The organism is Streptomyces sp. NPDC037242 (genome assembly GCF_055604165.1).
Genome location: NZ_JBVJUY010000008.1, coordinates 50,878 through 65,913 on the forward strand (window position 1 = coordinate 50,878; position 15,036 = coordinate 65,913).

10 protein-coding genes and 1 tRNA gene are annotated in these 15,036 nt (G+C 66.6%); 1 reads left to right on the forward strand and 10 read right to left on the reverse strand.

Annotated elements, in window-relative coordinates; all coding sequences use genetic code 11:
- Window positions 1–77: 77 nt before the first annotated feature.
- The 10 genes from ACZ7GJ_RS12010 to ACZ7GJ_RS12055 all read right to left on the reverse strand — a co-directional run bounded on the left by ACZ7GJ_RS12010 (window position 78) and on the right by ACZ7GJ_RS12055 (window position 13,408).
- A complete protein-coding gene (locus ACZ7GJ_RS12010; protein ID WP_365919381.1) occupies window positions 78–3,977 on the reverse strand; it encodes a DNA-directed RNA polymerase subunit beta' in 3,900 nt (1,299 codons plus the stop codon).
- Between the two features lie 97 nt (window positions 3,978–4,074).
- Window positions 4,075–7,557: a DNA-directed RNA polymerase subunit beta gene (rpoB, locus tag ACZ7GJ_RS12015; RefSeq protein ID WP_365919379.1), complete on the reverse strand. Its 3,483-nt coding sequence runs from the start codon at window positions 7,555–7,557 to the stop codon at window positions 4,075–4,077.
- Between the two features lie 591 nt (window positions 7,558–8,148).
- On the reverse strand, window positions 8,149–8,532 hold the full coding sequence (gene rplL, locus ACZ7GJ_RS12020) for a 50S ribosomal protein L7/L12 (protein ID WP_470751118.1): 384 nt from the start codon (window positions 8,530–8,532) through the stop codon (window positions 8,149–8,151).
- Between the two features lie 110 nt (window positions 8,533–8,642).
- Window positions 8,643–9,173, reverse strand: a complete 531-nt coding sequence (gene rplJ, locus ACZ7GJ_RS12025) for a 50S ribosomal protein L10 (protein WP_365919375.1) — start codon at window positions 9,171–9,173, stop codon at window positions 8,643–8,645.
- A 301-nt stretch (window positions 9,174–9,474) separates the two neighbouring features.
- Window positions 9,475–10,356 (reverse strand): SCO4651 family lipoprotein, encoded by an 882-nt coding sequence (locus ACZ7GJ_RS12030; protein ID WP_470751120.1) that lies wholly within the window; start codon window positions 10,354–10,356, stop codon window positions 9,475–9,477.
- 148 nt (window positions 10,357–10,504) lie between these two features.
- Complete coding sequence (gene rplA, locus ACZ7GJ_RS12035) at window positions 10,505–11,233, reverse strand: 50S ribosomal protein L1 (protein WP_470751121.1); 729 nt, start codon at window positions 11,231–11,233, stop codon at window positions 10,505–10,507.
- An 87-nt stretch (window positions 11,234–11,320) separates the two neighbouring features.
- Entirely contained in the window at window positions 11,321–11,755 is a 435-nt protein-coding gene (rplK, locus tag ACZ7GJ_RS12040; RefSeq protein WP_470751123.1) for a 50S ribosomal protein L11, read from the reverse strand.
- 164 nt (window positions 11,756–11,919) lie between these two features.
- Entirely contained in the window at window positions 11,920–12,864 is a 945-nt protein-coding gene (nusG, locus tag ACZ7GJ_RS12045; protein WP_470751125.1) for a transcription termination/antitermination protein NusG, read from the reverse strand.
- A gap of 83 nt (window positions 12,865–12,947) precedes the next feature.
- Window positions 12,948–13,229, reverse strand: coding sequence for a preprotein translocase subunit SecE (gene secE / locus ACZ7GJ_RS12050; RefSeq protein WP_243333337.1), 282 nt, complete (start codon window positions 13,227–13,229; stop codon window positions 12,948–12,950).
- Between the two features lie 106 nt (window positions 13,230–13,335).
- Window positions 13,336–13,408 (reverse strand) — tRNA-Trp (locus ACZ7GJ_RS12055).
- A 202-nt stretch (window positions 13,409–13,610) separates the two neighbouring features.
- Here ACZ7GJ_RS12055 and ACZ7GJ_RS12060 point away from each other — a divergent pair.
- Window positions 13,611–14,837 (forward strand): pyridoxal phosphate-dependent aminotransferase, encoded by a 1,227-nt coding sequence (locus ACZ7GJ_RS12060; RefSeq protein ID WP_470751127.1) that lies wholly within the window; start codon window positions 13,611–13,613, stop codon window positions 14,835–14,837.
- Window positions 14,838–15,036: the final 199 nt, after the last annotated feature.

A 15,036-nucleotide genomic window follows, 5' to 3' on the forward strand; every position in this document is an offset into this window, starting at 1 on the left:
GCCCGCCCCGGACACGAAGAAGCCCCCCGCCGCTCCTCTCGGAGCCGCGGGGGGCTTCTTGCTTGCTACCTGTGACCTCAGCCGTTGTACGGGCCGTAGTCGTAGTCCTCCAGCGGGACAGCCTGGCCGGAGCCGGTGCCGAAGGGCGAGTAGTCGATGTCGTCGTAGCCGACGGCCGAGTACATCGCGGCCTTGGCTTCCTCGGTGGGCTCCACCCGGATGTTGCGGTAGCGGGCGAGGCCCGTACCGGCCGGGATGAGCTTACCGATGATGACGTTCTCCTTGAGGCCGATCAGGGAGTCGGACTTGGCGTTGATCGCCGCGTCCGTCAGAACCCTGGTCGTCTCCTGGAAGGACGCCGCCGACAGCCAGGACTCGGTCGCGAGCGAGGCCTTGGTGATACCCATCAGCTGCGGACGGCCGGAGGCGGGGTGACCGCCCTCGGTGACCACACGACGGTTCTCGGTCTCGAACTTCGACCGCTCGACGAGCTCGCCCGGCAGGAGCTCCGCGTCGCCGGACTCGATGATCGTCACGCGGCGCAGCATCTGCCGGATGATGATCTCGATGTGCTTGTCGTGGATCGACACGCCCTGCGAGTTGTAGACCTTCTGGACTTCGCCGACCAGGTGGACCTGGACGGCACGCTGGCCGAGGATGCGCAGCACGTCGTGCGGGTTGGTGGCACCCATGGTGAGCTTCTGGCCCACCTCGACGTGGTCGCCCTCGCCGACGATGACCTTGGCGCGCTTGGAGATCGGGAAGGCCGTCTCCTCGCTGCCGTCGTCGGGCGTGATGACGATCTTCTTCGTCTTCTCGGTCTCCTCGATCCGCACGCGGCCGGCGGCCTCGGAGATCGGGGCGACACCCTTCGGGGTACGGGCCTCGAAGAGCTCGACGACACGCGGCAGACCCTGCGTGATGTCGTCACCGGCCACACCACCGGTGTGGAAGGTACGCATCGTCAGCTGGGTACCGGGCTCACCGATGGACTGGGCGGCGATGATGCCGACCGCCTCACCGATGTCGACCAGCTTGCCGGTGGCGAGCGAGCGTCCGTAGCAGAAGGCACAGGTGCCGACCGCGGACTCACAGGTCAGGACCGAGCGGGTCTTGACCTCCTCGACGCCGTTGGCGACCAGGGCGTCGATCAGGACGTCACCGAGGTCGACGTTGGCCGGCGCGATGACCTTGCCGTCGATGACGACGTCCTCGGCCAGCATGCGGGCGTAGATCGAGGTCTCGACGTCGTCGGCCTTGCGCAGCACGCCGGTCTCGTCGCGAACGGCGATCTTCAGCTTCAGACCGCGCTCGGTGCCGCAGTCCTCCTCGCGGATGATGACGTCCTGCGAGACGTCCACCAGACGACGGGTCAGGTAACCCGAGTCGGCGGTACGCAGGGCGGTGTCCGCCAGACCCTTACGGGCACCGTGCGTGGAGATGAAGTACTCCAGAACGGTGAGGCCCTCACGGAAGGACGCCTTGATCGGACGCGGGATGGTCTCGTTCTTCGCGTTCGACACCAGACCACGCATACCGGCGATCTGTCGCATCTGCATCATGTTTCCTCGGGCACCCGAGTCAACCATCATGAAGATGGGGTTCGTCTTGGGGAAGTTCGCGTTCATCGCCTCGGCAACCTCGTTGGTCGCCTTGGTCCAGATCGCGATGAGCTCCTGCGTGCGCTCGTCCTTGGTGATCAGACCGCGCTCGTACTGCTTCTGGACCTTCTCGTCCTGCGCCTCGTAGCCCGCGACGATGGCCTTCTTGGCCTCGGGCACGACGACGTCGGAGATGGCCACGGTGACGCCCGAACGGGTCGCCCAGTGGAAGCCGGCCGCCTTCAGGTTGTCGAGCGTCGCCGCCACGATGACCTTGGGGTAGCGCTCCGCCAGGTCGTTGACGATCTCGGAGAGCTGCTTCTTGCCCACCGAGTAGTCGACGAACGGGTAGTCCTCGGGCAGCAGCTCGTTGAAGAGCGCGCGGCCCAGGGAGGTGCGCAGACGGAAGCTGTCGCCCGGCTGGAACTCCTGCTCGCCCTCTTCGGCGACGGGCGCGACCCAGCCACGCGGCGGGATGGTGCCCACCGGGAAGCGGATGTCGACCTGCGACTGGAGCGCGAGCTCGCCGTTGTCGAACGCCATGGTCGCCTCGGCCGTGGAGCCGAACGCGCGGCCCTCGCCCTTGGTGTCACGGAGCTCACCGTCGGTGGTCAGGAAGAACAGACCGAGGACCATGTCCTGGGTCGGCATCGTGACCGGACGGCCGTCGGCCGGCTTGAGGATGTTGTTCGAGGACAGCATCAGGATGCGGGCCTCGGCCTGCGCCTCCGCGGAGAGCGGCAGGTGCACGGCCATCTGGTCACCGTCGAAGTCCGCGTTGAACGCGGTGCAGACGAGCGGGTGGATCTGGATGGCCTTGCCTTCGACCAGCTGGGGCTCGAAGGCCTGGATGCCGAGGCGGTGCAGCGTGGGCGCACGGTTCAGCAGAACCGGGTGCTCGGCGATGACCTCTTCGAGCACGTCGTAGACGACCGTGCGGCCGCGCTCGACCATGCGCTTCGCCGACTTGATGTTCTGCGCGTGGTTCAGGTCCACCAGGCGCTTCATCACGAACGGCTTGAAGAGCTCCAGCGCCATGGCCTTGGGCAGGCCGCACTGGTGCAGCTTCAGCTGCGGGCCGACGACGATCACGGAACGCGCGGAGTAGTCCACGCGCTTGCCGAGCAGGTTCTGACGGAATCGACCCTGCTTGCCCTTGAGCATGTCGCTCAGGGACTTCAGCGGACGGTTGCCGGGACCGGTCACCGGACGACCACGACGACCGTTGTCGAAGAGGGCGTCCACGGCCTCCTGGAGCATGCGCTTCTCGTTGTTCACGATGATCTCGGGGGCACCGAGGTCGAGAAGGCGCTTCAGGCGGTTGTTGCGGTTGATCACGCGGCGGTACAGGTCGTTCAGGTCGGAGGTCGCGAAGCGGCCACCGTCCAGCTGCACCATCGGACGCAGGTCCGGCGGGATCACCGGCACGCAGTCCAGAACCATGCCCTTGGGGCTGTTGCTGGTCTGCAGGAACGCGGAGACGACCTTGAGGCGCTTGAGCGCACGGGTCTTCTTCTGGCCCTTGCCGGTACGGATGATCTCGCGGAGGCGCTCGGCCTCCTCCTCGAGGTCGAAGGACTCCAGGCGCTTCTGCAGCGCCGCGGCACCCATCGAACCGTCGAAGTACGTGCCGAAGCGGTCACGCAGCTCGCGGTAGAGCAGCTCGTCGCCCTCGAGGTCCTGGACCTTGAGGTTCTTGAAGCGGTTCCACACCTCGTCGAGGCGGTCGATCTCGCGCTGGGCGCGGTCACGGAGCTGCTTCATCTCGCGCTCGGCACCTTCGCGCACCTTGCGGCGTACGTCGGCCTTCGCGCCCTCGGCCTCGAGCTCGGCCAGGTCGGTCTCGAGCTTCTTGGCACGGCCTTCGAGGTCCGCGTCACGGCGGTTCTCGATCTGCTGGCGCTCGACGGAGACGTGGGCCTCCAGCGACGGGAGGTCGCGGGTGCGGCGCTCGTCGTCCACGAACGTGATCATGTACGCGGCGAAGTAGATGACCTTCTCGAGGTCCTTCGGCGCGAGGTCCAGCAGGTAGCCCAGGCGCGACGGGACGCCCTTGAAGTACCAGATGTGGGTGACGGGAGCGGCAAGCTCGATGTGGCCCATCCGCTCACGACGCACCTTGGCGCGCGTGACCTCGACGCCACAGCGCTCACAGATGATGCCCTTGAAGCGGACACGCTTGTACTTGCCGCAGTAGCACTCCCAGTCCCGGGTCGGACCGAAGATCTTCTCGCAGAAGAGTCCGTCCTTCTCGGGCTTGAGGGTGCGGTAGTTGATGGTCTCCGGCTTCTTGACCTCGCCGTGGGACCAGGTTCGGATGTCGTCCGCGGTGGCAAGGCCGATCCGCAGCTCGTCGAAGAAGTTGACGTCGAGCACTGTGCGTCAATCCCTCTTTCGGGGTCGAGTCTCAATCATGGTCTGAACGGTCCCGGGGATGACGGGGGGCTCTTGAGCGAGCCCCCCGTCAGGCCCGTCAGACCTCTTCGACGCTGCTCGGCTCACGCCGGGACAGGTCGATACCGAGCTCCTCCGCCGCGCGGAAGACGTCCTCGTCGGTGTCGCGCATCTCGATGGACATGCCGTCCGAGGACAGCACCTCCACGTTGAGGCAGAGCGACTGCATTTCCTTGATGAGCACCTTGAAGGACTCGGGAATGCCCGGCTCGGGGATGTTCTCGCCCTTGACGATGGCCTCGTAGACCTTCACTCGGCCGGTGACGTCGTCGGACTTGATGGTCAGCAGCTCCTGGAGGGCGTAAGCGGCGCCATAAGCCTCGAGCGCCCACACCTCCATCTCACCGAAGCGCTGGCCACCGAACTGTGCCTTACCACCCAGCGGCTGCTGCGTGATCATCGAGTACGGACCGGTCGAACGGGCGTGGAGCTTGTCGTCGACCAGGTGGTGGAGCTTGAGGATGTACATGTACCCGATCGAGATCGGGTCCGGGAACGGCTCGCCGGAGCGGCCGTCGAACAGGCGCGCCTTGCCGGACGGGAGGACCAGGCGGTCGCCGTCGCGGTTCGGGATGGTGTGCTCGAACAGGCCGGCGAGCTCGTCCTCGCGGGCACCGTCGAACACCGGGGTGGCGACGTTGGTACCGGGCTCGACACGGTCGGCCCCGATGACCTTCAGACGCTCGGCCCACTCCTCGCCGAGCCCGGAGACGTCCCAGCCGCGGCTGGCGAGCCAGCCGAGGTGGATCTCCAGGACCTGTCCCGGGTTCATTCGGGACGGGACACCCAGCGGGTTCAGGATGATGTCGACCGGCGTGCCGTCTTCAAGGAAGGGCATGTCCTCGATCGGAAGGATCTTGGAGATGACACCCTTGTTGCCGTGGCGGCCGGCGAGCTTGTCACCGTCGGTGATCTTGCGCTTCTGGGCGACGTAGACGCGGACCAGCTGGTTCACGCCCGGGGGAAGCTCGTCCCCCTCCTCGCGGTCGAAGACGCGGACACCGATGACCTTGCCGATCTCACCGTGAGGGACCTTGAGCGAGGTGTCACGCACCTCGCGGGCCTTCTCACCGAAGATCGCGCGGAGCAGGCGCTCCTCCGGGGTCAGCTCGGTCTCACCCTTGGGCGTGACCTTGCCGACCAGGATGTCGCCGGCGACGACGTCCGCACCGATGCGGATGATGCCGCGCTCGTCGAGGTCCGCGAGGACCTCCTCGGAGACGTTCGGGATGTCCCGGGTGATCTCCTCGGGGCCCAGCTTGGTGTCACGGGCGTCGACCTCGTGCTCCTCGATGTGGATCGAGGAGAGGACGTCGTCCTGTACGAGGCGCTGCGACAGGATGATCGCGTCCTCGTAGTTGTGGCCTTCCCAGGGCATGAACGCGACGAGCAGGTTCTTGCCGAGGGCCATTTCGCCCTCTTCGGTCGCAGGACCGTCGGCGAGGACCTGGGCCTCGATGATGCGGTCACCCTCGTTGACGATGACCTTCTGGTTGACCGAGGTGCCCTGGTTCGAGCGGGAGAACTTGGCGACGCGGTACGTGGTGTACGTGCCGTCGTCGTTGGCGACGGTGATGTAGTCGGCCGAGACCTCCTGGACGACACCGTCCTTCTCCGCCTTGATCGAGTCGCCGGCGTCGACCGCACAGCGGTACTCCATGCCGGTGCCGACGAGCGGGGCCTCCGCCTTGATGAGCGGAACGGCCTGGCGCATCATGTTCGCGCCCATGAGGGCGCGGTTGGCGTCGTCGTGCTCGAGGAAGGGGATCATCGCGGTCGCGACGGACACCATCTGGCGCGGGGAGACGTCCATGTAGTCGACGTCGTCGCCGGCGATGTAGTCGATCTCGCCGCCACGACGGCGAACCAGGACGCGGTTCTCCGTGAAGCGCATCTCGTCGTTCAGGCCGGCGTTGGCCTGGGCGATGACGAAGCGGTCTTCCTCGTCGGCCGTCAGGTAGTCGACCTCGTCGGTGACGACACCGTCGACGACCTTGCGGTACGGGGTCTCGACGAAGCCGAACGCGTTGACGCGACCGTAGGAGGCGAGCGAGCCGATCAGACCGATGTTCGGGCCTTCAGGGGTCTCGATCGGGCACATGCGGCCGTAGTGCGACGGGTGAACGTCACGGACCTCGAAGCCGGCCCGCTCACGGGACAGACCACCGGGGCCGAGCGCCGACAGGCGGCGCTTGTGGGTCAGACCCGACAGCGGGTTGTTCTGGTCCATGAACTGCGACAGCTGGCTGGTGCCGAAGAACTCCTTGATGGAGGCGACGACCGGCCGGATGTTGATCAGGGTCTGCGGCGTGATCGCCTCGACGTCCTGCGTGGTCATCCGCTCGCGGACGACGCGCTCCATACGAGCCAGACCCGTGCGGACCTGGTTCTGAATGAGCTCGCCGACGTTGCGCAGACGACGGTTGCCGAAGTGGTCGATGTCGTCGGTCTCGACGACGATCGAACGGCCGGACTCGCCGGTCGTCTCGGTCTCACCGGCGTGCAGCTTGACCAGGTACTTGATCGTCGCGATGACGTCGTCGGTGGTGAGCACACCGGCGTCGAGCGGCTCGTCGGCGCCGAGCTTCTTGTTCACCTTGTAGCGGCCGACCTTGGCGAGGTCGTAGCGCTTCGGGTTGAAGTAGAGGTTCTCGAGCAGCGTCTGAGCGGCCTCGCGGGTCGGCGGCTCGCCCGGACGCAGCTTGCGGTAGATGTCGAGCAGCGCGTCGTCCTGACCCTGGGTGTGGTCCTTCTCCAGGGTGGCGCGCATGGACTCGTACTCGCCGAACTCCTCGAGGATCTGCTCGGTGGTCCAGCCGAGAGCCTTCAGGAGGACGGTGACGGACTGCTTGCGCTTGCGGTCGATGCGGACACCGACCATGTCGCGCTTGTCGACCTCCATCTCCAGCCAGGCACCCCGGGACGGGATGATCTTGGCGGAGAAGATGTCCTTGTCGGACGTCTTGTCGATGGAGGAGTCGAAGTAGACACCAGGGGAACGGACAAGCTGCGACACGACGACACGCTCGGTGCCGTTGATGACGAAGGTGCCCTTGTTGGTCATGAGCGGGAAGTCGCCCATGAAGACCGTCTGAGACTTGATCTCTCCGGTCTCGTTGTTCGTGAACTCGGCCGTGACGAACAGCGGAGCCGCGTACGTGAAGTCGCGCTCCTTGCACTCGTCGACAGAGTTCTTCGCCGGCTCGAAACGGTGGTCGCGGAAGGTCAGCGACATCGACCCGGAGAAGTCCTCGATCGGCGAGATCTCCTCGAAGATCTCTTCCAGACCGGACTTGGTGGGGACGTCCTGTCCACTCTCAAGCGCCGACTCGACGCGTGACTTCCAGGCGGCATTGCCGAGCAGCCAGTCAAAGCTCTCGGTCTGCAGCGCCAGGAGGTTCGGAACCTCGAGGGGCTCCTTGATCTTTGCAAAGGAGATGCGCAGCGGGGCGGTGCTGGCACCGTTGTTCGTATTGGTCGAGGCGTTGCGCGAGGCGGCCAAGAGGGGGTCCTTCCGAGGGCTCGGACTCACTACGCGCGTACCGGTCCCAGCTGACACAGAAGAAGGACCCTCCCGATCTGGCCAAAAAGACCAGGTCAGGGCTAATCAATCAAGTGTGCTCATGCGTGGGCATGCCCCTGGCGACGGGCAGGGGGCAGCTAACAGGCAGCGCAAAGGGTCAGTGTAGCCACTTGGCTCACTGATGTCCAGACCAGGTTTCCGGAAACCGGCAACAGGCCTTCCCCATGTCGTTCCAACACTGCGTCCAACGCTTCGGCTCTCGCACACAGAGCGCGTATCAGTACTGCCCTCTTCGTAGTCGATCCATGCCCGCTGCGGCCCCGATCCATGCCTCGGATCTCGGATCGAGCCGGTCGAGCTGGCGACGGGTCTGAGAATTGCGCGCCGCGTCCCGTTCGTCAAGGCCCCCTGCTCCGTGCGGATCATCTCCGGACCCTGCTGCGGGGCAACGATGATCACCCTACTCCCCAACGAGACAGGGGCAAGTCAGGCACTGCGGGTACGCCAAAGGGCGACCACCCTTACGGGTGATCGCCCTTTGGTTGAGGCCGTCAGGCGGCCTCAGAGGTGTTACTTGACCTCGACGCCGGCGCCGGCACCCTTGAGGGCCTCGGCAGCCTTGTCAGCGGCCTCCTTGGCGACCTTCTCGAGGACGGGCTTCGGGGCGCCGTCCACGAGGTCCTTGGCCTCCTTGAGGCCCAGGGAGGTCAGCTCGCGCACGACCTTGATGACCTGGATCTTCTTGTCACCGGCAGAGGTCAGGATGACGTCGAACTCGTCCTGCTCCTCGGCGGCCTCGGGGGCAGCGCCACCCTGACCCGGGGCGGCAACGGCGACGGCCGCGGCGGCGGTGACGTCGAACTTGGCCTCGAACGCCTTCACGAACTCGGAGAGCTCGATGAGGGTCATCTCCTCGAACTGGGCGAGGAGGTCGTCCTGAGAGAGCTTCGCCATGATGGGCGATCCTTCCACTAAATCGGCAGGTGCCGGATGTATATAGAGGCGGGCGTAACGGCCCGCTACGACCCACGCACTAGGCGGCGTGGATCAGTGCGCGAGCCGAATTACTCGGCACCGCCCTGCTCGGCGCGCTGGACACGAAGAGCTTCCGCGGTGCGGACGAACTTCGACGGCAGCGCCTGGAAGAGCGAGGCAGCCTGAGACTGCTTGCCCTTGAACGCGCCGGCCAGCTTGCTGAGCAGAACCTCGCGGGACTCGAGGTCCGCAAGCTTCTTGATCTCATCGGCGGTGAGCGCCTTACCATCAAGGACACCCGCCTTGATGATGAGGTTGGGGTTTTCCTTGGCGAAGTCACGCAGGCTCTTCGCCGACTCCACCGGGTCACCGGTGATGAAGGCGACCGCGGTCGGACCAGCGAAGTGCTCGTCCAGCGCGGTGATCCCGGCCTGGTTGGCCGCAATCTTGGTCAGCGTGTTCTTCACCACGGCGTACTGGGCGTTCTCACCAAGAGAGCGACGCAGCGTCTTGAGCTGCGCGACGGTGAGACCCCGGTACTCGGTCAGCACGGCGGCGTTCGAGCTCTGGAACGCGTCCTTGAGCTCGGCTACCGATGCAGCCTTGTTGGGCGTCGGCATGGTGCGTTCGCCTCCTTCCGGGTGATGAGGACCGCTCAGAAGGGGCTGAAAAGACGAAACGCCCCGGCGCAGGCGCCAGGGCGTGGCTCAACCGGAACGAATTCCGGGAACCTTCCACAGTCACCTACGCGGGTCGTCCGCATTCAACGGATCCTTCGGCCACCGAACCCTTGCGGGCACGGCAACGACCAGCGGTCTTTGGCTTCCTCGGAAGAGTACGTGAAGCGGCCGAGCCGAGGCAAATCGGGTCGGCCCGGGCCGCCTGCACGTCACGGGATCCGCAGATCGGGACAGCGGAGCGTCAGCTCTCGCCGCCCTCCTCCATCATCGCGGCGAAGTCCACGACCTGGTCGGCCGGCGGGGCCGTGATCTCGACCGGCTTGTTGTAGTCCAGGACCTTGATCGTGATGTCGATCGCGCCCTTGCTGCTCTCGGCGCGGGTGCGGACCTGCTTGGCGTGGTCGTTCTCGTCGATCCACATGTCCACCGTCATGGTGTCCACGCCCTGGGCCTCGAACTGCTTGATGGACTTCTCCTGGCGCTCCTTGACCTCCGGAGCGGCCGTGGCGAGCGAGGCCTTCATCTGCTCCAGCGTGACGGTGCCGGACAGGTGCGTGGTCTTCTGGCCGTCGATGGTCTCCTCGCCGACCGTCTTCAGGTCCTTGGCACCGAGCAGGTCACCGGCCTTGTCCCCCGGGTTCTCACCGCTCTGGGGGCCCTTGCCGACGTTGTCCAGCTGCTTGGCCACGGTCGGGTCCAGGGACTTCATGTCGAACTTGAGCCACTTGCCCTCGCTGCCCATGTACATGGCGCCGTCGATCAGGCGGATGTCGACGCTCTCCCCCGAGGCGTCCGGCGTGGCCATGTGCATGGCCATGCCGAGCGACGGCTTCAGCCGCATCGAGACCTCTCCGCCGATCTGCGCGCCGCCCGCGCTGCCGGACATGGAGTAGCGCAGCGAGGTGATCTCCTCGGACTTCTTCTGCACCTTCTCCAGGTACGCGGCCGGCGTGACCTGCACGGCGCCCTTCGGGGCGCCCGTCTCGGCGGGCTTGGACGGCGCCGCGGAGGCCCCCGTGTCCTTCTTGCCGTCCTCGCACGCCGTGGCCCCGCCCAGGAGCAGTACGGCGGCCAGTACGGCGCCGGCGGTCTTCTTCCTGCGGTACGTCAGCTTCGTGAGCATGGAGTTCCCCACCCCTTGTGTTCTTCGGCCTTGTCGCCGAAGCGCCAACGATACGAGAACGGGCCTCCCGCCCCCCGGGAAGGGGGGTGGAAGGCCCGTTCAGGCAAGCAGTGAGCCCTGGGGCTCAGAGCCGTGAGGCTCGGTCCAGTCAGACGGCAGCCGGGTCTTCCTCGACGAGGAGGTTCCGGGTGCGGTTGGAGTCCAGCTGGATGCCGGGGCCCATCGTGGTCGCCAGGGCGGCCTTCTTGATGTAGCGGCCCTTCGCGGCGGACGGCTTCAGACGAAGGATCTCGTCCAGGGCCGCGCCGTAGTTCTCGACCAGCTGCTCATCGGAGAAGGAGACCTTGCCGATGATGAAGTGCAGGTTCGAGTGCTTGTCGACGCGGAACTCGATCTTGCCACCCTTGATCTCGGTGACAGCCTTCGCGACGTCCATCGTGACGGTGCCGGTCTTCGGGTTCGGCATGAGGCCACGGGGACCGAGCACGCGGCCGAGGCGGCCGACCTTGCCCATGAGGTCCGGGGTGGCCACAACGGCGTCGAACTCGTTGAGGCGGTTGCCCTTGGCGATCTCGTTGATGAGCTCGTCGTCGCCGACAATGTCGGCGCCGGCGGCTTCCGCGGCCGCAGCACGGTCACCGGTCGCGAAGACCAGGACCCGGGCGGTCTTGCCGGTGCCGTGCGGGAGGTTCACGGTGCCGCGGACCATCTGGTCGGCCTTGCGCGGGTCGACACCCAGACGGAAGGCGACCTCGACGGTGGCGTCGAACTTGGTCGTGGTGGTCTCCTTGGCGAGACGGACGGCCTCGAGCGGGGCGTACAGCTTCTCCCGGTCGACCTTGGCGTCCGCAGCGCGGAGAGTCTTGCTGCGCTTCACTTCTGCTCCTGTGTTGTGACTTCAGGCGTGGAGTCGTGGTGCGGACCAGCGCTTGGCCCTACCACTGTGGTGCTGGGGGTGGCTGAATCAGCCTTCGACCGTGATGCCCATGGAACGGGCGGTGCCGCGGATGATCTGCTCGGCGGCGTCCAGGTCGTTGGCGTTCAGGTCGGGGAGCTTGATCGAGGCGATCTCGCGGACCTGGTCACGCGTAAGCTTCGCGACCTTGGTCTTGTGCGGCTCGCCCGAGCCCTTCTCCACGCCCGCGCTCTTCAGGATGAGGCGCGCGGCCGGCGGCGTCTTGGTGATGAAGGTGAAGGAGCGGTCGTCGTAGACCGTGATCTCCACCGGCACGACCATGCCACGCTGCGACTCGGTCGCGGCGTTGTAGGCCTTGCAGAACTCCATGATGTTGACGCCGTGCTGACCGAGCGCGGGGCCGACCGGCGGAGCCGGGTTGGCCGCACCGGCCTTGATCTGGAGCTTGATAAGCCCCGTGACCTTCTTCTTCTTGGGAGGCATTGCTCTCTCCGGGTCCTAGTGAGAGTTTTCGCCGCCAATCCGGTCATCCGGATGGAGGCATACCGCACCACGATAACGGGTATCGGTGCGGGGCTAAAAACCGAGCAGGTCAGACCGCCCTTTGCGGGGCGATCTGACCTGGTTCGGAAGCGTTGGCCAGAAGATCAGTTCTTCTGGATCTGGTCGAAGCTCAGCTCGACCGGGGTCTCGCGGCCGAAGATCTCGACGAGGCCCTTGACCTTCTTCGAGTCCGGGTTGATCTCGTTGATCGTCGCCTGGAGCGTCGCGAACGGGCCGTCGGTGACGGTGACCGAGTCGCCGACCTCGAAGTCGAGCACCTCGATCGTGCGCTTGACGGCGGGCGCCGGCAGGCCGGCTTCTTCCGCGGCGAGCTTCGCGGCCTTCTCCTGCGCCTCCGGGGCGAGCATCTTGACGATCTCGTCCAGGGTCAGCGGGTAGGGGTCGTACGCGTTGCCCACGAAGCCGGTGACGCCGGGCGTGTTGCGGACGACACCCCAGGACTCGTTCGTCAGATCCATGCGGACGAGAACGTAACCGGGCAGCTTGTTCTGCCGGACGTTCTTGCGCTCGCCGTTCTTGATCTGGACGATCTCTTCCTCGGGCACCTCGGCCTGGTAGATGAACTCCTCGACGTTCAGCGAGACGGCGCGCTGCTCGAGGTTCGCCTTCACGCGCTTCTCGTAACCGGCGTAGGTGTGGATCACGTACCACTCGCCGGGCAGGAGGCGCAGCTCGTCGCGCAGGGCCTGGATCGGGTCGACGGGCTCGGCGTCCTCGACCGGGGCGGCCTCTTCGGCCTCCTCGTCGGAAGCCTCGGCAGCCTCGGCCTCGTCTTCGCCCTCGGAGTCGTCGGACTCCTCGTCCGCCTCTTCCTCGTCGGAAGCCTCTACGGCGTCCTCGTCCTCGACCTCAGCGTCTTCGTCGGCGCCCTCGACGTGCATCGCGGCCTCTTCGGCGGCGACACCCGCCTCGGCGTCGGCGAGCTCGGCCTCGTCGGGCTCCACAGCGTCTGCAGCCTCGACGATGTCGAGCTCGTCCTCGACGGACTCGACGGAGTCGTGGCTCACGTTCAGGTTCGGGTCAGACACGGTGGCTGCTTCTTCCTGGATACAAAAGGTGGTGGAACATGCGAAAAGGGGCGGCACCCATCAGGCGCCGCCCTCCGCGGGGATCAGCCGAAGACGAACTTGATGGCTTCCTGGAACCCATAGTCAATCACGGTCACAAGGCCGATCATGATGACGACGAAGACAATCACCACGGAGGTGTACGTCGTGAGCTGGTTGCGAGTGGGCCAAACAACCTTGCGGAGTTCCGCGACGATCTGGCGGTAGAAAAGCGCGAGCCGGCCGAGAGGGCCCTTCTTGCCGCGCTTACCGCCCTTGCGGGCCTTCTTCTCGCGAGTGTCGTCCTCGGCGTCAGGCATGTCGATGGAGCCCAGGGCGTCCGTCACGTCTCTCACCTGAATCCGGGTCGTGGCCGTACCGCGCCCGGTTGCGCCGCACGGCGTTGCATCGAAGTACGTACCTGCGCACACATCCGAGGAATGGAGTGTGGAGCAGGGCCGGAGGGACTCGAACCCCCAACCGCTGGTTTTGGAGACCAGTGCTCTACCAATTGAGCTACGACCCTTTGCGTCCCCCAACCTACCGCATCCGAGCGAGTGCACGGAGTGCTTGCGCACTGAGCGGTTGGCGAGGGCCAACGACGGTTGAGTGTACGTGGTCCGGGCCCTGACGTCGAACAGCGCCGTCCTGACACGTTCCAGCGGGCCTCCAGTCCGGTAACTGAAACGGCGTGCGGCGCTTCTTTGGCGTCTGGGACGATTGGCCGCATGACCTCTGAAACGCCTTCCGCCGAGCGCCGCGTATCCGCCCGTATCGGCGCCATCTCCGAGTCCGCCACCCTCGCCGTCGACGCCAAGGCCAAGGCCCTCAAGGCCGCCGGCCGCCCGGTGATCGGTTTCGGAGCGGGCGAGCCCGACTTCCCGACGCCCGACTACATCGTCGAGGCGGCGGTCGAGGCCTGCCGCAACCCGAAGTACCACCGCTACACGCCGGCCGGCGGGCTGCCCGAGCTGAAGAGCGCGATCGCCGCGAAGACGCTGCGCGACTCCGGGTACGAGGTTGACGCTTCCCAGGTCCTGGTGACCAACGGCGGCAAGCAGGCGATCTACGAGGCCTTCGCGGCCGTCCTGGACCCGGGTGACGAGGTCATCGTCCCGGCCCCGTACTGGACCACCTACCCGGAGTCGATCCGCCTCGCCGGCGGTGTCCCGGTCGAGGTCGTCGCCGACGAGACCACCGGCTACCGGGTCTCCGTCGAGCAGCTGGAGGCCGCGCGCACCGAGCGCACCAAGGTCGTCCTCTTCGTCTCCCCGTCCAACCCGACCGGTTCGGTCTACAGCGAGGCCGACTCGAAGGCGATCGGCGAGTGGGCCGCCGAGCACGGCCTGTGGGTGCTGACGGACGAGATCTACGAGCACCTGGTCTACGGCGACGCGAAGTTCACCTCGCTGCCGGTCCTGGTCCCGGCCCTGCGCGACAAGTGCATCATCGTCAACGGCGTCGCCAAGACGTACGCCATGACCGGCTGGCGCGTGGGCTGGGTCATCGCCCCCGTGGACGTCATCAAGGCGGCGACCAACCTGCAGTCCCACGCCACCTCCAACGTCTCCAACGTGGCCCAGGTCGCCGCGCTGGCCGCCGTCTCGGGCAACCTCGACGCGGTCGCCGAGATGCGCAAGGCCTTCGACCGCCGCCGCCAGACGATGGTCAAGATGCTCAACGAGATCGAGGGCGTCCTCTGCCCGACCCCCGAGGGCGCGTTCTACGCGTACCCGTCGGTCAAGGAGCTCCTCGGCAAGGAGATCCGCGGCAAGCGCCCGCAGACCTCCGTCGAGCTCGCCGCGCTGATCCTGGACGAGGCCGAGGTCGCGGTCGTCCCGGGCGAGGCCTTCGGCACCCCGGGCTACCTGCGCCTCTCGTACGCCCTGGGCGACGAGGACCTGGTCGAGGGCGTGTCCCGCATCCAGAAGCTGCTGGCGGAGGCCAAGGCCTAGAGCGGCCCGCAGCAGGCCCTGGGGGGGGGGGGGGGGGGGGGGGGGGGGGGGGGGGGGGGGGGTTGGGTGGGGGGGGGGGGGGGGGGGGGGGGGGGGGGGGGGGGGGCGAGGGGTGGGGGGGGGGGGGGGGGGGGGGGCGGTGGCTCCGTTTGGCCGCCCCCCCCCACGCCGGAGCCGCCGCTGATCGCGATCGCGAGCT